Origin of the sequence: Erwinia phyllosphaerae (assembly GCF_019132875.1) — a bacterium.
In the GTDB taxonomy this organism is placed as follows: Bacteria; Pseudomonadota; Gammaproteobacteria; order Enterobacterales; family Enterobacteriaceae; genus Erwinia; species Erwinia phyllosphaerae.
In genome coordinates, this window is sequence record NZ_JAHSPF010000008.1 from 105,333 (window position 1) to 124,894 (window position 19,562).

General features: G+C 56.2%; 16 protein-coding genes. 12 read left to right on the forward strand and 4 right to left on the reverse strand.

What is annotated here, in order from left to right:
• The first annotated feature begins 95 nt into the window (after positions 1 to 95).
• Positions 96 to 3,983, forward strand: coding sequence for a phosphoribosylformylglycinamidine synthase (gene purL, locus KUE00_RS14985; protein WP_246760690.1), 3,888 nt, complete (start codon positions 96 to 98; stop codon positions 3,981 to 3,983).
• On the opposite strand, the gene KUE00_RS14990 is transcribed toward purL, so the two are convergent.
• On the reverse strand, positions 3,975 to 4,202 hold the full coding sequence (locus tag KUE00_RS14990; RefSeq protein ID WP_246760691.1) for a hypothetical protein: 228 nt from the start codon (positions 4,200 to 4,202) through the stop codon (positions 3,975 to 3,977). The genes purL and KUE00_RS14990 overlap by 9 nt on opposite strands.
• A gap of 373 nt (positions 4,203 to 4,575) precedes the next feature.
• On the opposite strand from KUE00_RS14990, the gene KUE00_RS14995 reads away from it, so the two are divergent.
• The 4 genes from KUE00_RS14995 (at position 4,576) to glnB (ending at position 8,498) form a co-directional block, all read left to right on the forward strand.
• On the forward strand, positions 4,576 to 6,003 hold the full coding sequence (locus KUE00_RS14995; RefSeq protein ID WP_246760692.1) for a sensor histidine kinase: 1,428 nt from the start codon (positions 4,576 to 4,578) through the stop codon (positions 6,001 to 6,003).
• On the forward strand, positions 6,003 to 6,704 hold the full coding sequence (gene qseG, locus KUE00_RS15000) for a two-component system QseEF-associated lipoprotein QseG (protein ID WP_246760693.1): 702 nt from the start codon (positions 6,003 to 6,005) through the stop codon (positions 6,702 to 6,704). Before KUE00_RS14995 ends, qseG begins: the two co-directional genes overlap by 1 nt.
• Complete coding sequence (gene glrR / locus KUE00_RS15005; RefSeq protein ID WP_246760694.1) at positions 6,701 to 8,032, forward strand: two-component system response regulator GlrR; 1,332 nt, start codon at positions 6,701 to 6,703, stop codon at positions 8,030 to 8,032. The genes qseG and glrR overlap by 4 nt, the downstream gene beginning before the upstream one ends.
• A 127-nt stretch (positions 8,033 to 8,159) precedes the next feature.
• Positions 8,160 to 8,498, forward strand: a complete 339-nt coding sequence (gene glnB / locus KUE00_RS15010; RefSeq protein ID WP_246760695.1) for a nitrogen regulatory protein P-II — start codon at positions 8,160 to 8,162, stop codon at positions 8,496 to 8,498.
• Positions 8,499 to 8,790: 292 nt separating this feature from the next.
• Here glnB and hmpA read toward each other — a convergent pair whose 3' ends face one another.
• On the reverse strand, positions 8,791 to 9,975 hold the full coding sequence (gene hmpA / locus KUE00_RS15015) for an NO-inducible flavohemoprotein (protein ID WP_246760696.1): 1,185 nt from the start codon (positions 9,973 to 9,975) through the stop codon (positions 8,791 to 8,793).
• A 333-nt stretch (positions 9,976 to 10,308) separates the two neighbouring features.
• Here hmpA and glyA point away from each other — a divergent pair, with 333 nt between their 5' ends.
• Positions 10,309 to 11,562 (forward strand): serine hydroxymethyltransferase, encoded by a 1,254-nt coding sequence (gene glyA / locus KUE00_RS15020; RefSeq protein WP_246760697.1) that lies wholly within the window; start codon positions 10,309 to 10,311, stop codon positions 11,560 to 11,562.
• A gap of 70 nt (positions 11,563 to 11,632) precedes the next feature.
• Entirely contained in the window at positions 11,633 to 12,775 is a 1,143-nt protein-coding gene (locus KUE00_RS15025; protein ID WP_246760698.1) for a 3-phenylpropionate MFS transporter, read from the forward strand.
• On the opposite strand, the gene csiE is transcribed toward KUE00_RS15025, so the two are convergent.
• Positions 12,770 to 14,035, reverse strand: a complete 1,266-nt coding sequence (gene csiE, locus KUE00_RS15030) for a stationary phase inducible protein CsiE (RefSeq protein WP_246760699.1) — start codon at positions 14,033 to 14,035, stop codon at positions 12,770 to 12,772. The genes KUE00_RS15025 and csiE overlap by 6 nt on opposite strands.
• 172 nt (positions 14,036 to 14,207) lie before the next feature.
• Between csiE and KUE00_RS15035 the strand changes: the two genes are divergently transcribed.
• A complete protein-coding gene (locus KUE00_RS15035) occupies positions 14,208 to 14,816 on the forward strand; it encodes a DUF1007 family protein (RefSeq protein ID WP_246760700.1) in 609 nt (202 codons plus the stop codon).
• Positions 14,807 to 15,838, forward strand: coding sequence for a nickel/cobalt transporter (locus KUE00_RS15040; RefSeq protein WP_246760701.1), 1,032 nt, complete (start codon positions 14,807 to 14,809; stop codon positions 15,836 to 15,838). Before KUE00_RS15035 ends, KUE00_RS15040 begins: the two co-directional genes overlap by 10 nt.
• Before the next feature lie 49 nt (positions 15,839 to 15,887).
• Here the strand turns inward: KUE00_RS15040 and suhB are convergent, their stop codons facing one another.
• A complete protein-coding gene (gene suhB, locus KUE00_RS15045; protein ID WP_246760702.1) occupies positions 15,888 to 16,691 on the reverse strand; it encodes an inositol-1-monophosphatase in 804 nt (267 codons plus the stop codon).
• Between the two features lie 117 nt (positions 16,692 to 16,808).
• Between suhB and trmJ the strand changes: the two genes are divergently transcribed.
• From trmJ to KUE00_RS15060, 3 genes are all read left to right on the forward strand, one after another.
• Positions 16,809 to 17,537, forward strand: coding sequence for a tRNA (cytosine(32)/uridine(32)-2'-O)-methyltransferase TrmJ (gene trmJ, locus KUE00_RS15050; protein ID WP_246760703.1), 729 nt, complete (start codon positions 16,809 to 16,811; stop codon positions 17,535 to 17,537).
• Between the two features lie 154 nt (positions 17,538 to 17,691).
• On the forward strand, positions 17,692 to 18,189 hold the full coding sequence (gene iscR, locus KUE00_RS15055) for a Fe-S cluster assembly transcriptional regulator IscR (protein ID WP_246760704.1): 498 nt from the start codon (positions 17,692 to 17,694) through the stop codon (positions 18,187 to 18,189).
• Between the two features lie 105 nt (positions 18,190 to 18,294).
• Complete coding sequence (locus KUE00_RS15060; protein ID WP_246760705.1) at positions 18,295 to 19,482, forward strand: IscS subfamily cysteine desulfurase; 1,188 nt, start codon at positions 18,295 to 18,297, stop codon at positions 19,480 to 19,482.
• The last annotated feature ends 80 nt before the right edge of the window (positions 19,483 to 19,562 follow it).

Sequence of the window (19,562 nt, forward strand, 5' to 3'; positions counted from 1 at the left end):
CGGTTTCGTAACAGGTGGGGATTCTCTATAATAGCGCCCGTTTTCCCTGTTGCGCCCAAAGAAGCGTCGCCTGGCGCTCTGACGAGAGATCTTTAATGATGGAAATTCTGCGTGGTTCGCCCGCTCTGTCGGCATTTCGTATTAACAAACTGCTGACCCGCTTTCAGGACGCTCACCTGCCGGTGAGTGACATTTACGCCGAGTACGTCCATTTCGCCGATGTCAGCGCGCCCTTAAGCGAGGATGAAAAATCCCGTTTGCAGCGCCTGCTGAAATACGGTCCTTCTCTCGCCGAACACACTCCCGAAGGTCGCCTGCTGCTGGTGACGCCGCGTCCGGGAACCATTTCTCCCTGGTCTTCCAAGGCGACGGATATCGCCCATAACTGCGATCTGCCACAGGTATTGCGCCTGGAGCGCGGCCTGGCTTTCTATGTGAAAGCGCCGCAGTTTACCGAAGCGCAGTGGAGCGGGCTTGCCGCGCTGCTGCACGATCGTATGATGGAAGTGGTGCTGAGCGATCTGTCTCAGGCTGAGCAGCTGTTTGCCCATCACCAGCCGGCACCGCTCACCAGCGTCGACGTGCTGGGTGAAGGCCGCGCGGCGCTGGAGCAGGCTAACCGCAAGCTGGGCCTGGCGCTGGCAGAAGATGAAATCGACTACCTGCAGCAGGCTTTTGAAAAACTCGGGCGCAACCCGAATGACATCGAGCTTTATATGTTTGCGCAGGCAAACTCCGAGCACTGTCGTCACAAAATTTTTAACGCCGACTGGGTAATCGACGGCGTGCAGCAGCCTAAATCGCTGTTCAAAATGATCAAAAATACCTTTGAGAAAACGCCAGACCACGTTTTGTCCGCCTATAAAGACAACGCGGCGGTAATGGAAGGTTCTCAGGTAGGCCGCTTTTATGCCAATGCCGACAGCCAGTACGATTTCCATCAGGAAGAAGCACACATCCTGATGAAGGTGGAAACGCATAACCACCCAACGGCTATCTCGCCGTGGCCTGGCGCCGCTACCGGTTCTGGCGGTGAAATTCGTGATGAAGGCGCAACGGGGCGCGGCGCGAAACCGAAGGCGGGCCTGGCAGGCTTCTCTGTTTCTAACCTGCGCATTCCAGGTTTTGAACAGCCGTGGGAAGAGGATTTCGGCAAGCCGGATCGTATCGTCACCGCGCTGGATATCATGACCGAAGGCCCACTGGGCGGCGCGGCGTTTAATAACGAATTTGGTCGTCCGGCGCTGACCGGCTACTTCCGTACCTATGAAGAGCAGGTTAACAGCCACAACGGCGTCGAGCTGCGCGGCTACCACAAGCCGATTATGCTGGCTGGCGGTATCGGTAATATTCGTGCCGATCACGTGCAGAAAGGTGAAATCACCGTTGGCGCGAAACTGATCGTACTGGGCGGCCCGGCGATGAATATCGGCCTGGGCGGCGGCGCGGCTTCCTCAATGGCTTCCGGCCAGTCTGATGCGGATCTCGACTTTGCTTCCGTACAGCGCGATAACCCGGAAATGGAACGCCGCTGTCAGGAAGTGATCGACCGCTGCTGGCAGCTGGGCGAAGAAAACCCGATCCTGTTTATCCACGACGTCGGCGCGGGCGGTCTTTCTAACGCCATGCCGGAACTGGTCAGCGATGGCGAGCGCGGCGGCCGTTTTAATCTGCGCGACATCCTTAACGATGAGCCAGGCATGAGCCCGCTGGAAGTCTGGTGTAACGAGTCGCAGGAACGTTATGTGCTGGCCGTTTCGCCAGAAAAACTGGCGCAGTTTGATGCGCTTTGCCAGCGTGAACGCGCGCCTTATGCCGTTATCGGTGAGGCGACGGAAGAGCTGCATCTGACGCTGAACGACAGCCATTTCGATAACAAGCCAATCGATATGCCGCTGGACGTGCTGTTGGGCAAAACGCCGAAAATGACGCGCGACGTCAGCACGCTGAAGGCCAAAGGCGATCCGCTGGCGCGTGAAGCGATAACGGTTGCCGATGCCGTGCATCGCGTGCTGCATCTGCCGACCGTGGCGGAAAAAACCTTCCTGATAACCATAGGCGACCGTACTGTTACCGGTATGGTTGCACGCGATCAGATGGTTGGCCCATGGCAGATCCCGGTTGCTAACTGCGCCGTGACCACTGCCAGCCTGGACAGCTATTACGGCGAAGCGATGGCGCTGGGCGAACGTGCGCCGGTCGCCTTACTGGATTTCGCTGCTTCCGGTCGTCTGGCCGTGGGCGAGGCGCTCACTAATATCGCCGCGACGCAGATTGGTTCACTGAAGCGCATCAAGCTTTCCGCGAACTGGATGGCGGCAGCAGGCCATCCGGGCGAAGATGCCGGGCTGTATGAAGCGGTGAAGGCCGTAGGCGAAGAACTCTGTCCGGCGCTGGGAATTACGATTCCGGTCGGCAAAGATTCAATGTCGATGAAAACCCGCTGGCAGCACGGCACCGAGCAGCGCGAAATGACTTCGCCACTCTCTCTGGTGATCACCGCTTTTGCCCGCGTGGAAGATGTACGTCGTACCGTTACGCCACAGCTGCAACCAGACCGCGACAACGCGCTGCTGCTGATTGACCTGGGCCGTGGCGTTAACGCACTGGGCGCAACCGCGCTGTCGCAGGTTTACCGTCAGCTGGGCGACAAGCCTGCCGACGTGCGCGACGCTACACAGCTGGCCGGTTTCTTTAACGCCATGCAGGCGCTGGTGGCTGAAGAGAAGCTGCTCGCCTATCACGACCGTTCCGATGGCGGCCTGCTGGTCACGCTGGCAGAAATGGCCTTTACCGGCCACTGCGGCATTGAGGCGGATATCGCCGCGCTGGGTAGCGATTCTCTGGCGGCGCTGTTTAACGAAGAGCTGGGTGCGGTGATCCAGGTTGCTGCTGAAGATCGCCAACACGTTGAGCAGATCTTTGCCGATCACGGCCTTGCCGACTGCGTCCATTTCCTTGGCCACGCGCTGCCTGGCGATCGTTTTGTTATCACTTCCGGTGATTCGGCGGTCTATAGCGAAAGCCGCACGACCCTGCGTACCTGGTGGGCGGAAACCACCTGGCAGATGCAGCGTCTGCGTGATAACCCAGAGTGTGCCGATCAGGAACACGAAGCGAAGAAAAACGATCTCGATCCTGGCCTGAACGTGAAGCTGGCATTCCGGCCGGAAGAAGATGTCGCCGCTCCTTATATCGCTAAGGGCGCTCGTCCGAAAGTGGCCGTGCTGCGTGAGCAGGGCGTTAACTCCCATGTGGAGATGGCTGCCGCGTTCCATCGCGCTGGTTTTGACGCGGTTGACGTGCACATGAGCGACCTGCTGGCTGGACGCCGTGGCCTGGAAGAGTTCCAGACGCTGGTTGCCTGCGGCGGCTTCTCGTATGGTGATGTGCTAGGTGCCGGGGAAGGCTGGGCGAAATCTATTCTGTTCAACAGCCGCGTGCGCGACGAGTTCGAAACCTTCTTCCACCGTCCGCAAACGCTGGCGCTGGGCGTCTGTAACGGCTGCCAGATGATGTCTAACCTGCGCGAACTGATCCCGGGAAGCGAAGCCTGGCCGCGCTTTGTGCGTAACCAGTCCGAACGTTTCGAAGCTCGCTTCAGCCTGGTAGAAGTGGCGGCCAGCCCGTCGCTGCTGCTGGACGGCATGGCAGGCTCCCGCATGCCGATTGCCGTTTCCCACGGTGAAGGTTTTGTCGAGGTGCGTGACGAAGCGCATCTGGCGACGCTGGAGCACAAAGGACTGGTAGCGCTGCGCTTTGTCGACAACTTTGGCAAAGTGACAGAAAGCTACCCGGCTAACCCGAACGGTTCACCAAACGGCGTCACGGCCGTGACCAACGAAAGCGGTCGCGTCACCATCATGATGCCGCATCCGGAGCGCGTTTTCCGCACCGTCAGCAACTCCTGGCATCCGGCGGAGTGGGGCGAAGACAGCCCGTGGATGCGTATTTTCCGTAACGCGCGTAAGCAGTTAGGTTAATACGCCAGGCGTAATAAAAGGGCAGCTTCGGCTGCCTTTTTTAATCCCGTATCCCGTTTGTTGTAAATCAGCGACACGGCCAATATTATGTGTCGCTAAATAGCGACACATAACCCATTGATTAAGCTTATCTATTAAGGTTAATCCTAAAGATGTTTCTTTCTGGCGACACTTTCCTGGCGCTGTGAAAACCGGCTCGCCTGCGCATAAACCCATCATGTTTTTTTCTTCTTATTAATCAATGTAATAAAAAATAAATTTAAACATGGCACGGGTTTTGCTATAGTTTATCCAGTGGCTCATTCACCTGGTTATGACAGCCCTGCGCAAGCGGTCAAGCGCTTCATAACAACCTCGAATGACGCACAATACGGTGCCTGCCGTCCACCGGACCGATAACAGACCAGCAATGGCTTTATCACACCACGGGCGCAACGTTGAGTTAGGCACCACCTTTTTCGGCATGGCGGTTATTACCGACATCGCTCTAGCGGCAGGCTTTTAAGCCTGCCGTTTTTCATTCTGCCGCAGGGCTTTCTTCCGGCGTCGCACTCAGCTAGCATCGGGCTGAACTGTCTAAAGAGAGCTGCGCGTGAAAACATGGCGTTTTTTTCCCCAATCCTTACGTCAGCTGGTGCTGATGGCCTTTCTTCTGGTGCTGCTGCCGCTGCTGGTGCTGGCGTGGCAGGCATGGGAAAGCCTCTCCGCCCTAAGTAACCAGGCGGCGGATACCAACCGCTCGACCCTGACCGACGTGCGGCGCAGCGAGGCGATGGCGCGTACCGCCCTTGAGCTGGAGCGAAGCTATCGCCAGTACTGCGTGCTGGACGATCCGATGCTGGCCAATCTTTATCAAAGCCAGCGGACCAAATATGTACAGATGCTCGCGGAGCAGACGGCAGCGTTGCCGAACGAGAAGCTTTCTCAGACGCTACAGCAGCTGCTTTCCCGCCTGGATAAAATCAGCTGTGAAAACAGCAGCCCGGTAAAAGCGGCCTCCGATAATCTGGAAAGCTTTTCCGCCACTAACGGCCAGCTGGTGCAGTTTACTCGCGAAGCGGCCTTTTCTCGCGGGCTACAGCTACAAAGAGAGATAGCCGAGCGCGGCCAGTATTTTGGCTGGCAGGCGCTTATCCTTTTTCTGCTGAGCCTTGGCCTGGTATTGCTGTTTACCCGCATGATTATTGGGCCGGTAAAAGCCGTGGAGCGCATGATTAACCGCTTGGGGGAAGGGCGTTCCGCCAGCCATAATCTGGCCTTAAAGGGGCCGCGCGAGCTGCGTTCGCTGGGGCAGCGCATCCTGTGGCTGAGCGAGCGGCTGGTCTTTCTGGAATCGCAACGGCACGAGTTTTTACGACACATCTCGCACGAACTGAAAACGCCGCTGGCCAGCATGCGGGAAGGCACGGCGCTGCTGGCGGATGAAGTGGCCGGCCCGTTAACGGCTGACCAGCGCGATGTGGTTACTATTCTTGATGAAAGCAGCCGTCATTTGCAGCGGCTGATTGAGCAACTGCTGGACTATAACCGTAAGCTTTCGGAAGCGCAGATAGTGTTGAAACCCGTTGAGCTGGGGCCGCTGATTGACCGCATCGTCGACAGCCATAATCTGACGGCGCGCAAACGTATGATGCAGACGGACATCGCGCTGGCGGCCAAAACGTGCCGGGCAGAAGAGACGCTGCTGACCAGGGCGGTCGATAATCTCTACTCGAATGCGATACACTACGGCGACGAATCCGGTACTATCTGGATCCGCAGCTGGCCAGAGGGCCGCAAGGTCATTATCGAAGTCGCTAACAGCGGCTCGCCAATTCCCGAAAGCGAACGGGCGATGATCTTTGAACCGTTTTTTCAGGGCAGCCAGCAGCGCAAAGGCGCGGTAAAAGGCAGCGGTCTGGGACTCAGTATCGCCAAAGATTGCGTGAACCGTTTACAGGGCGATCTCAGGCTGGCGACCAGCAAACAGGCGGACGTTTGCTTTCGCATCGAACTCAATTCTATCGTCGAGCATAAATAATGAGATCTTCACTCTTTTTTGCTGCGGGATTTTTTGCGCAGCCGGGCAAACTGACCGCTATCACGCTGCTGGCCGGCTTGCTGGCGGCCTGCGCAAGCCATAAGCCAGACGCCAGAATAGCCGGGCTCCACGAGGCCAAAGAACCCGAAGCGAGCGTGATTGACTATCGACTGGTCGACTGCGCGCTCATCTGGAATGTTGAAGAAAGCAAAACCGATAACGCGCTTTACTGGCTACGGGCGATGGACTGTGCCGCCAGGCTATCGCCAGCCGATGCCCGCGCCGAAGCAAGACGCCAGATAGCTGACAGCTGGCAGGCCGCGTTTAAACAAGGGGTGCTGATGGCTAACGGTAACGTCACGCCGATTGAACGACGCCAGTATATGCTGCATCTTGACGAATTTGGCCGCGACTTTCCGGCCCCGGTCAGAACGTTACAGCAGCTGTGGCGCGATAACCAGATGGCGCAGCTCCAGCTTTCAGAAGAGCGCACGCGCTATCACCATCTCCAGCAAACCAGCGACGCCCAGCTGGACACGCTGCGCCAGCAGCAGGTGGCTTTAAGCGCAGAATTAAAGGTCACGCGCCGCAAGCTTGACTCGCTAACGGACATTGAGCGCCAGCTTTCATCTCGCCACTCTCCTGACAGCACAGACAATCACAACGATAAAAGCGGCGTGGAAAAGGAGACCCGACAATGAAAAAATCGGCCAATCTGCTGCTGGTGGACGACGATCCGGGCCTGCTGAAGCTGCTTGGAATGCGCCTGAGTAGCGAAGGCTTTAGCGTCTTTACCGCCGAAAGCGGCGCGGAAGCGCTACGCATGCTGCAAAACCAGCGCATCGATCTGGTGATCAGCGATTTAAGAATGGACGAGATGAACGGCCTGGCGCTGTTTGGCGAAGTGCAAAAAAGCCATCCCGGCATGCCGGTTATCATCCTGACCGCGCACGGCTCTATCCCGGAGGCCGTTTCCGCCACGCAGCAGGGCGTTTTCAGCTTCCTGACTAAACCTGTCGATCGTGATGCGCTGTATAGCGCTATCGACCAGGCGCTTGCCCAGCGCGCGCCGGCCAGCGACGATGCCTGGCGTGAAAGCATCGTTACCCGTAGCCCGCTGATGCTGCGGCTGCTGGAGCAGGCCAGAATGGTCGCGCAGTCGGACGTCAGCGTGCTGATCTCCGGCCAGAGCGGTACCGGTAAAGAGGTGTTGGCTCAGGCAATCCATGCGGCCAGTCCGCGAGCGAACAAGGCCTTTATCGCTATTAACTGTGGCGCACTGCCGGAACAGCTGCTCGAATCGGAGCTGTTCGGCCATGCTAAAGGTGCCTTTACCGGCGCGGTCAGCCAGCGGGAAGGGCTGTTTCAGGCGGCGGAAGGCGGCACGCTGTTTCTTGACGAAATTGGCGATATGCCGCAGGCGCTACAGGTTAAGCTCCTGCGCGTTTTGCAGGAGCGTAAAGTCCGGCCGCTCGGTAGCAACCGCGATCTGGATATTAACGTGCGCATCATTTCTGCCACCCATCGCGATCTGCCAAAAGCGATGGAGAAAAAAGAATTCCGCGAGGATCTTTTTTACCGTCTGAACGTGGTCGCGCTACGTATTCCGGCACTGCATGAACGCGCTGAAGATATTCCGCTGTTGGCAAACCATCTGTTAAAACAGGCGGCCGAGCGGCATAAACCCTTCGTGCGCAGTTTTTCTACCGACGCGATGAAGCGCCTGATTGCCGCCAGCTGGCCGGGTAACGTACGGCAGCTGGTCAACGTTATTGAACAATGCGTGGCGCTAAGCTCCGCGCCGGTTATTGGCGAGGCGCTGGTAGAACAGGCGCTGGAAGGCGAAAATACGGCGCTGCCTGGCTTTGTAGAGGCCAGAAACCAGTTTGAGCTGAACTATCTGCGTAAGCTGCTGCAAATGACCAGGGGTAACGTAACCAACGCGGCTCGCCTGGCGGGACGCAACCGCACGGAATTTTATAAATTACTGGCGCGTCACGAGCTGGATCCCTCTGATTTTAAAGAGTAGTTTTTTTGTGCCGCTTCAGGGTCGGGATGTGATAGGTTATCCACCCGGAAAAGAGTCGGGCTGTCCGCTGTCCGTCCACTAAAATACACTTATCCTCCGGCTGGTGAGGGAATAACAAGGGCCTGTCATGAAAAAGATTGATGCAATTATCAAACCGTTCAAGCTGGATGACGTGCGCGAAGCGCTTGCCGAAGTAGGGATCACCGGTATGACCGTGACCGAGGTAAAAGGTTTTGGTCGTCAGAAAGGCCATACCGAACTCTATCGCGGCGCGGAATACATGGTCGATTTTCTGCCAAAGGTGAAGATTGAGATCGTGGTGGCGGACGATATTGTCGATACCTGCGTGGAAACGATCATGAAAACCGCCCAGACCGGAAAAATCGGTGACGGCAAGATTTTTGTATTCGATGTGGCTCGCGTAGTACGTATTCGTACCGGCGAAGAAGACGAAGAAGCTATTTAAGCCGCTCGAGCGCTGATGAAAGGCCGATAAAGCCATCGGCCCTGGGCTACTTTTCTGAGCCAGTCTGCCTGGGCCACTTCTCAGAGCCAGCCTGTCTTGAGTTACTTCTCAGAGCCAGCCTGTCTTGAGTTACTTCTCAGAGTCAGTCTGCCTGGCGCTATTTCTCAGCGCCAGTCTGCATCAGGCTACTGTTCAGAAACCACCCCGCAATAGCCAGCTGTTCAGAAAGCTATCTGCTCAGACGCCGCTCCAGGGCGGCGTCCTGCTTAACAGGCTTAAGCCCACGCCTCGCTTAAATCACCTTATGCGGACCAAACACTTCGTAGTGGATCCGATCGGTATCTGTCCCCATTTTTACCAGCTGTGCAGCAACAAACTGCATAAACCCAATCGGGCCGCAAAGATAGTAATGCGTAGCTGGATCGCTGAACTGGTTTTTTATCGGCAGCAGGTTCATCAGGCCCGGCACGTTATAGCGATTGTGGTCTTCAGGCTGCGGGTCTTTATACCAGATATACTGAGAAAAAAGTGGAAGCTGACCGCCAGCGGCGGCAACCTCAGCGGCAAAAGCATGCGTTTTGCCATTATCAGCCGCGTGGAACCACTGCACGCGTGCCGGATGTCCGGCCGCCGCCAGTACCTCAAGCATCGCCAGCATCGGCGTCTGGCCAACGCCTGCGGAAATCAGCGTGACCGGCGTTTGCGGCTGCACGTTTAGGAAGAAATCACCGGCCGGAGCCGCGAGCTGTACTTCGTCGCCCACGCGCGCATGCTGATGTAACCAGCCGGAAACCGTTCCGCCTGCTTCATAACGCACGGCAATTCGGTAATCTTTGCCGTTAGGCGCGCGAGTCAATGAATACTGACGGATTTCCTGATTGGCAAAGCTTTCGTTGCGCACCCATACGCCCAGATATTGTCCGGCCTGATAGTCGGCTACCGGCTTGCCGTCCGTGGGAACCAGCAGGAAACTTTTAATCACTTCACTCTGCTGGGTAATCTCTGCAATACGGAAGGCGCGCGGTGTCCGCCAGCCGCCCGGCTGCTGCTCCGCGGCTTCATACAGCTCTTCCTCGCGCTTGATAAACACGCCAGCCAGCACGCCGTAAGCTTTTCCCCAGGCATCCAGCACTTCCTGGCCGGGGCTGAGCATTTCATCCAGCGTGGCCAGCAGATGCTCGCCGACAATCTGATACTGTTCCGGCTTCACTGCAAAGCTGGTGTGTTTCTGCGCGATTTTTTCTACCGCGGGCAGAATAGCGGGTAGATTTTCAATATTACCTGCATAGGCGCAGATGGCGTTGAACAGCGCTTCCCGCTGATTGCCATTGCGCTGGTTACTCATATTAAAAATGTCTTTCAGCTCGGGATGATGGGTGAACATCCGCTCATAGAAGTGAGCGGTGAGGGCGGGACCGGTTGCCAGCAAAGCGGGAATGGTTGCCTTAATGGTGCTGATAGTCTGGGCGTCTAACATAGCGTGCTCCTGGGGATCTCTATAAGTTGCATTTTAAATGCATCTTATAGCGAAACGGCCTGTTTTGTAAATATCCCTCTACTAAACAGGGTGATTTATTACCGCATAAAACAAGCGAAGATGAAAAATTTGCATTCGCATGATGAGGGATTATCCAGCTCGCCGCGTGGAGAAAACGATTAATTAACCCTTGCCAGCCGTAGAGCCAATCGTTTGCGTAAAAACCGCGCTTTCTGGCTATCCCTGAACGGGCAAAACGGTTTACACTGTTGGCCTTCGCCCAAAAGGGCCGTTCAATGCCGAATAGATTGTTAGCTGAGTCAGGAGAAGCGGATGTTAAAGCGTGATATGAATATTGCCGATTATGATGCCGAGTTGTGGCAGGCAATGGAGCAAGAGAAAGTGCGTCAGGAAGAGCATATTGAACTGATTGCTTCGGAAAACTACACCAGTCCGCGCGTCATGCAGGCGCAGGGATCTCAGCTGACCAACAAATATGCCGAAGGCTATCCGGGCAAGCGCTACTACGGCGGCTGTGAATATGTGGATATCATCGAGCAGCTGGCTATCGACCGTGCGAAAGAGCTGTTTGGCGCAGACTATGCCAACGTGCAGCCGCATTCCGGCTCACAGGCCAACTTTGCTGTTTATACCGCGCTGCTGCAGCCGGGCGACACTATTCTGGGCATGAACCTGGCGCACGGCGGCCATCTGACCCACGGTTCACCGGTTAACCTGTCCGGTAAGCTTTATAACGTGGTGCCTTACGGCATCGACGAAACCGGCAAAATTGACTACGACGATCTGGCTGCACAGGCGCAGAAGCACAAGCCGAAAATGATCATTGGCGGTTTCTCTGCCTATTCCGGCGTCTGCGACTGGGCAAAAATGCGCGAGATCGCAGACAGCATCGGCGCTTACCTGTTTGTTGATATGGCACACGTTGCTGGCCTGATCGCCGCAGGCGTTTATCCAAACCCGGTTCCTCATGCGCATATCGTTACCACCACCACGCATAAAACGCTGGCTGGCCCGCGCGGCGGCCTGATCCTGGCGAAAGGCGGCGACGAAGATCTGTATAAGAAACTGAACTCTGCCGTCTTCCCTGGCGGCCAGGGCGGCCCGCTGATGCACGTAATTGCCGGTAAAGCGGTAGCGCTGAAAGAAGCGATGGAGCCAGAGTTCAAGGTCTATCAGCAGCAGGTTGCCAAAAACGCTAAAGCAATGGTGGAAGTGCTGCTGGAGCGCGGTTACGACATCGTTTCTGGCGGTACCCACAACCATCTGTTCCTGATCGATCTGGTGGCAAAAAACCTGACCGGTAAAGAAGCCGATGCGGCGCTGGGCCGTGCCAACATCACCGTAAACAAAAACAGCGTGCCGAACGATCCGAAAAGCCCGTTTGTGACTTCCGGTATCCGTATCGGTTCCCCGGCCGTAACCCGTCGCGGCTTTAAAGAGGCCGAAGTACGCGAGCTGGCTGGCTGGATCAGCGATATTCTTGACAACGTCAACGATGAAGCCACTATCGAACGCGTGAAAAAGCAGGTGCTGGAACTGTGCGCCCGCTTCCCGGTATACGCATAAAATTTTAGCTTTAACGATAAAACGGGACTTGATGTCCCGTTTTTTTTGCCTGAATTTTGCCGGAGGGAAAATGGCAATTCGTTCTGCCTGGTGGCTTGCGCTGGGTTACTTCACCTATTTCTTTGCCTATGGCGTCTGGCTACCTTTCTGGGCCGTGTGGCTAAAAGGCGTCGGCCTGGATGCTGAAAAAATCGGTCTGCTGCTTGGGGCTGGCATGGTTGCCCGCTTTACCGGTAGCCTGCTTATCGCTTCCCGCGTCACCAATCCTTCTCGATTAATTACCGTGCTTCGTCTGCTGGCTGGCTTATCGCTGCTGTGCGCGCTGGGCTTCTGGATCGGGACTTTTTGGGTCTGGCTGCTGCTGGTGATGATTGGTTTTAACCTGTTTTTCTCGCCGCTGGTGCCGCTCAGCGACGCGCTGGCCGCCACCTGGCAACGGCAGATTGCGATGGCCTACGGGCCGGTCAGGCTATGGGGATCGCTGGCGTTTGTTATCAGCTCTGCGTTGACGGGCGTACTGGTTAACGCTTTCTCTTACCAGGCCATTTTATGGCTGCTCTGTGCGGGCGTGGCGGCCATGCTTGGCGGCATGCTGTTTCGTCCGGCGGTAATGCCGCAGGGCAGCGAAAAGCAGGTGGAACGCGCCAGCTGGCAGGACTGGCAACGGCTGCTGAAGGAAAATGCGGTCTGGCGCTTTTTGCTGTGCGTAATGCTGATGCAGGGTGCGCACGCGGCTTATTACGGCTTTAGCGCTATCTGGTGGCAGGATGCAGGCTATTCCGCCAGCGTGGTGGGCTACCTCTGGTCGCTGGGCGTGGTGGCGGAAATCATTGTTTTTGCCGCCAGCGGTAAACTGTTTCGCCGCTGGACGGCGCGTGATTTGCTGCTGCTTTCCGGCATTTGCGCGCTGATCCGCTGGAGCCTGCTGGCCTCGACAACCGCTTTACCGCTGCTGGTGATAGCGCAAATTCTGCACTGCGGCAGCTTCACCATTTGCCATCTTGCTGCCATGCGCTTTATCGCAGCCAGGGAAGGAGCGGAAGTGATTCGCCTGCAGTCCGTTTATTCAGCAGTCGCAATGGGCGGCGGCATTGCGGTCATGACGGTCGTCTGCGGCTTGCTGTTCCCGCATCTGCACGGCAATATTTTTTGGGTGATGGCGCTGCTGGTCGTTCCGGCGCTCTTTCTGCGTCCAAAAGCGGCCGGTTTATGATTCAAGCAGCAGCCGGATACGTTCCTGCTGATGAGACTGCAACGGCAGTTCCGCATGAATTAACGGCGGAGAATAGAGCGGCAGCGGCGTGGCGTAAGGCGTAATCACCAGCGCAATACCTTTCGGCGCGCTGCTGCGCTGATACTCGATGACATCCAGATATTTAATGCTCAACGGCAGCAGCGTCAGTTCTCTGAGCTGCTGTTCGACCTGCTTTTCCAGCTCGCGATCTTTTCCGGTCAGCAACAGCACCTGTTTTTCCTGTAGAACGTTCTCCTGCATCAGCCAGGCACCAAAGATAATGGCAATCAGCCCCATCTCTTCCTGCGAGAAAGCCAGCCCGTAATGCTGCTCGAAGTTGACGATCGCTTCTTTGGTGGTGCGCAGCAGCCGGGGATAGAGCTGGACCACCTCGTCCGACAGGCTGTTATCAATGCCGATGCCGAACAGGCAGCGTTCCAGCGCCTGAGCAAGGTGGGTATAAAGCTGTTCGCCAAGCTCGTCTGGATTGCTAAAAAAATGGCCCGAAAGCATTTGAAAGCGCTCGATCAGCAAGTGCACTTCTTCATGCAGCTGGCGCTGGTAGTCGAAACGAATGTCGGCCACCACGGGGGCATGAATCTGGCTAAACAGCAGCGCGAGCAAACAGGCAACGCTGCTGTCCGGCGCGTTTTTACAGCGTTTCTGCCAGTGGTTAACTATCTCCTGCGCTACCCTGAATTCTGCGCGCGCTGACAGCCAGGCCTGCTGCGATTCGTTAAAGGCCAGTTCCGCCCGGCAGCACAGTACGTACTGCATAAACAGCGGCAAAAACTGGCGGTCACGGTCAGTAAAATCCCGTGCCAGTCCCTGCGAGCAATGTTGGATCAGCGCGCTCAGGTTATGCTCATCGTAGAGCAATTTTTCCATTTGCAAACGTTGCAGCTGCTGTTTGATGGCGGGCGAAAATTGCTGGCGAACGAAATCGGGCGTCAGCCGCAGCGCACGTCTGAGCCAGTGCAGCAGGCACAGCTGCCGATCCAGTTCCGCACCTTCGATCGCAAAGCTTTCGCTGGCTGGCTGTACAACAGCGAGCCTGTGATAGCGCTGGATTTCTGCCGCCACCTCCGCTATATCTTGCCGGGCAACGGCAGGATCAACGCCGTTGAGCTGGCAGACGAGATCCAGCGTTACGCTGGTCGGAAGATAAAGCAGTAAAAGCAGGTGGCAGCGTCGCTGCGGGCTGGAGAAAGCAGCAGGCCCGGATAAGGATTCTGTCATGGTCTGCCGTCTCTGTTAAAAGTACTTCGCTAAGAATAGCGTGATTGCCTTTGACTAAACCGACAGTCCCAACATTTTTTTGTAGCTTTTAAGGCAGGTCACAGAATTGACTGTCCGAGCAGAAAAGGAGCAGGTATTGTTACGTTATAACGTTTTCATTACTCTGGTTTTCATGGCACTATTTGCCATGGCACCGCTGGCCTGGAGCCATCCCCATAGTTTTATCAGCATGCAGACGACGCTGGTGCATCAGGACAATCAGCTTACCGGCCTGAAAATGCGCTGGGTAATGGATGAAATCACTTCTGCCGATTTGCTCTACGACGCGCGCTCTGCCAAACCTGATTCCGTTATCTGGAAAAAGCTGGCCGCAGAAGTCATGGCAAACGTGCTTGGGCAGCACTATTTTACCGAGTTCTGGCATCAGGGAAAGCCGGTAAAATTTGGTAATTTACCGCCGGAATACCGGTTGCTGAAACAGGGAAATAAAGCCGTGCTGGAGTTTATTTTACCGCTGGGCGAGCCGCAGCCGCTGGCCGGACAACGCTACAGCTTTTCCGTTTTTGATCCGACTTACTTTGTTGATATGACTTTTGATTCTGAAAAAGCGTTACATATTCCTGCGGAGCTGGCCCGGCAGTGCCGCTTCAGCTTAAAAACGCCCGATCCCAATACCTCCTTGCAGGCCTATGCGCTGTCGCTGGATAAGGCTGACGCGCCGCCAGCCGATATGGATTTAGGCCGCCAGTTTGCCCAGACGGTAACCTTACTATGTCAGTAATCTCCTGTTTATCGCCTTCGCGCCGCCGCTGGCTTCAGGCCTGGCCGCTTTATCTTTTGCTTTTGCTGTTTACCGCAGCGGGCATCACGTTGTGGTTCTCCTGGCCGCAAATTTTATTACAAAGCGTGGTGTGGCAGCGGAATCTGCACGTTGAGATGACGGCGCTGCTGCAACAGGTTGCAAGCCAGCCGGGTCAGGTCGGCGTAACGCTGATGGGCTTTAGCCTGGTTTACGGCATTCTGCACGCGCTGGGGCCTGGCCACGGCAAAGTGGTTATCGCCACTTTTCTGGCAACGCATCCGACAAAGATGAAAACCAGCATCAGGCTGACGCTGGCCGCCGCCGTATTGCAGGGCGGCGCGGCGATTGCGCTGGTAACCATGGTGCTGACGGTGCTGCAACTCTCTTCGCGCCAGCTGCATATCAGCAGCTACTGGCTGGAAAAGGGCAGCTACCTGCTGGTGGCGGGGCTGGGTCTTTGGCTGTGCTGGCGCGCGGCCGCCAGGATGGTTCATCTGTTGAGAAAGCCCAAAATGGTTATCCGTAACGTGCTGCCCGCTACGCAGGTTGGTGTGCATCCGCATCAATATCAGCACAAACATCAGCACCACGAACAGTGCGGCTGCGGCCATCAGCACGTGCCGGACAGCGGAATGCTCGACAAAGCGGTCAGCGGCAAAACCAAAGCGCTGGTGGTGCTGTCGATGGGCCTGCGCCCCTGTTCCGGCGCGATTATGATGCTGCTGTTTGCTAAAGTGATTGGCGTTTACTGGTGGGGCGTGTTGTCGGCGCTGACGATGGCTGTCGGCACGGCGATCACGGTAACCGCTATGGCGCTGCTGGTACAGGTTTCCCGCGCGCTGGCGCTAAAGCTCAGTCAGAATAAAAAAGGGCAGGGCGGGCAAAAACTTCTGTGGGCCTGTCTGTCATTTACGGGTGGGCTACTGCTGGTGGCAATCGGCACTATTCTGTGGCTGAGCGCGCAACCGGCGATGTCCGGCGGTATTCGACCCATGTTTTAAGCATAAAAAAAGGCTGAACGAAGGTTCAGCCTTTTATCACCGGGACGACTTAGCGCTTCAGCGCTTCGCTCAGCTCGTCACGCATAGAGGCCAGCATCGCTTTCACCACGCGCGGATTACCCGCTACGATGTTGCCAGAATGCATATAGCCATGCGCGCCCACGAAGTCGGTAACCAGGCCGCCCGCTTCACGTACCAGCAGTTCGCCTGCGGCGAAATCCCACGGCTTCAGACCGATTTCGAAATAGCCATCCACGCGACCCGCGGCCACATAGGCCAGGTCCAGCGCGGCAGAACCGGAGCGGCGGAAGTCCGCACACTGGGTAAAGAGTTTGCCAACGATATTGATATAAGGCGTGGCGTGCTGCTTCAGCTTGAACGGGAAGCCGGTAGCCAGAATGGTGCCGTCCAGATCGCGAGCGGTAGAACCACGCAGGCGATAGCCGTTCAGCTGGGTGCCCTGGCCGCGAACGGCGCTAAACAGTTCGTTACGCATAGGATCGTAAACCACGGCCACTTCGGTGCGGCCTTTAATGCGCACGGCGATAGAAACGGAGAAGTGAGGCAGACGCTTGATGAAGTTGGTGGTGCCATCCAGTGGATCGATAACCCATTGCACATCCTGGTCTGTTCCGGCTAACTCACCACTCTCTTCGGTAATGATGGTGTGCTGCGGATAAGACTTGCGAATCACCTCAATAATCAGGCGCTCGGCGTCGCGGTCAACATTGGTAACGAAGTCGTTGCTGCCTTTCTGGCTGGCTTCAACGGCGTCCGGAGTTTCATAATTTTTGGCAATCAAATTACCGGCCTTGCGCGCAGCGCGCACGGCGATGTTGAGCATCGGATGCATCGGTCTCTCTCACTGGATGTTAAAGAACGGAAAACGGCGCGGATTATAACAGCGGGTTCATTAAAAGTCCTGAAAATATGTTAATATCCCAAAATTATCTCACAGACCTGAATCCCTATGCTGCAAAACATCCGAATCGTGCTGGTGGAAACTTCTCACACCGGCAATATGGGTTCCGTCGCTCGCGCGATGAAAACCATGGGCCTGACCAACCTTTATCTGGTTAATCCGCTGGTAAAACCTGACTCGCAGGCGATTGCCCTGGCCGCCGGTGCCAGCGACGTCATTGGCGAAGCGCACATTGTCGACACGCTTGATGAAGCGCTGGCCGGATGTAGCCTGGTCGTGGGCACCAGCGCTCGCTCGCGTTCGCTGCCGTGGCCGATGCTTGACCCGCGCGAATGCGGTATCAAAAGCGTGCAGGAAGGCCAGCAGGCACCGGTTGCGCTGGTGTTTGGCCGTGAACGCGTGGGCCTGACCAACGAAGAGCTGCAAAAGTGCCACTACCACGTCGCTATCGCCGCCAACCCGGAGTACAGCTCGCTAAACCTGGCGATGGCGGTACAAATCATCGCTTATGAAGTTCGTATGGCCTGGCTACAGTCGCAGGAAAGCAGCCAGCCGGAATATGAAGAGTCGCCTTATCCGCTGGTGGACGATCTGGAACGTTTCTATCAGCACATGGAGCAGATGATGGTCAGAAGCGGTTTTATCCGCGAAGGCAATCCTGGCCAGGTGATGAGCAAAATGCGCCGCCTTTATACGCGAGCGCGCCCGGAGCGTGACGAACTGAATATTCTGCGCGGCATGCTCTCTTCGCTGGAGAAGCCAAAGAGCGAAAAGTAACCGAAAAAGCACAGCGGTAACGCGGGTAATAGTTGAGTAAATTACCAGGTTAAATACTTGAGTGATTTACCAGGTTAAATAGTTGACCAAATCACTCGGGAATGGCAGACTTGCGACCATCGAATGTTTCTGAATAACCGAGGTCGATTACGCCATGAGACTGACATCCAAAGGCCGTTATGCCGTTACTGCTATGCTCGACGTTGCACTTCACTCACACCAGGGACCCGTCCCTTTAGCTGATATTTCAGAGCGTCAGGGCATCTCCCTGTCCTATCTGGAACAGCTGTTTTCTCGCCTGCGCAAAAATGGCCTGGTGGCCAGCGTTCGCGGGCCGGGTGGCGGCTATCTGCTGGGTAAAGAGGCTGGCGCAATCGCAGTAGGCGCGGTAATTACCGCCGTGGATGAGTCCGTAGACGCGACCAAATGTCAGGGTAAAGAAGGCTGTCAGGGCGGCGAGCGCTGTCTGACCCACGTACTGTGGCGCGATCTGAGCGAGCGCATCAGCGACTTCCTGAACAATATTACGCTGGCCGAGCTGGTCAATAACCAGGAAATCCTGGACGTGGCCGACCGTCAGAACAACACTGAAAAAGCTCGCGTGCCGGTGGGCCGTGTGCTTGAAACTATTAACGTCAATCTGCGTGCCTGATTAAAGCGGCGGTGCCCGCGCCGCCCGTTATACCGTTTCGGAGACGAGCATCGCCGATAGATCGGTCGCGTTGAATGACATACTACATGTACGGAGTTCAACGCAATGAAAGTCCCGATTTACCTCGATTACGCCGCGACTACGCCCGCCGATCCTCGCGTAGCGGAAAAAATGGTGCAGTTTCTGACTATGGACGGCACCTTTGGTAATCCGGCTTCCCGTTCCCACCGCTTTGGCTGGCAGGCTGAAGAAGCCGTTGACGTCGCCCGCAACCAGGTTGCCGAACTGATCGGTGCCGACCCCCGTGAAATCGTCTTTACCTCTGGTGCGACCGAAGCCGACAATCTTGCTATTAAAGGCGCTGCCGAACTCCATCAGGAGAAAGGCAAACACATTATTACCAGCCAGACCGAGCACAAAGCGGTGCTGGATACCTGCGTTCAGCTGGAGCGGGAAGGGTTTGAGGTAACTTATCTGCAACCCCAGGCCGACGGCATCATCACGCTACAGCAGCTGAAGGATGCGATGCGCGACGACACCATCCTGGTTTCTATCATGCATGTAAACAACGAAACCGGCGTGGTGCAGGATATTGCCGCCATCGGCGAACTGTGCCGCTCGCGGGATATCCTTTTTCATGTTGATGCCACCCAAAGCGTTGGCAAACTGCCGCTGGATCTCAGCGCGCTGAACGTCGATCTGGCCTCTTTCTCTGCCCATAAACTCTATGGCCCAAAAGGGATCGGCGGCCTTTTTGTCCGTCGCAAACCGCGTATTCGTATTGCTGCGCAAATTCACGGCGGCGGACATGAGCGCGGCATGCGTTCCGGTACTTTGCCCGTGCATCAGATTGTCGGCATGGGCGAAGCTTACCGTATCGCTAAAGAAGAGATGAGCAGCGAAACCGCTCGCCTGAATATGCTGCGCAGAACTTTGTGGGCTGGCCTGAGTGAAATCGAAGAGGTTTACCTTAACGGCAGCCTTGAGCAGAGCGCCCCCAATATTCTGAACGTCAGTTTTGCCCACGTCGACGGCGAGTCGCTGATCATGGCGTTAAAAGACCTGGCGCTTTCTTCCGGTTCCGCCTGTACTTCCGCCAGCCTGGAGCCTTCTTACGTTCTGCGCGCGCTGGGACTGAGTGAAGAACTGGCACACAGCTCGCTGCGTTTCTCGCTGGGGCGTTTTACGACTGGCGAAGAAATTGACTACGCCATTGAGCTGGTACGCAAATCAATTAGCCGCCTGCGCGATGTTTCTCCGCAGTGGCAGGCTTTCAAAGCGCGCTCCCGCTAACCCTTGCGGCCGCTGAGCGGTATTTTTCAGGATTCTGACGGGCTGATTCGGCCCGTTTTTCATTTATTCTGTTACTCTGG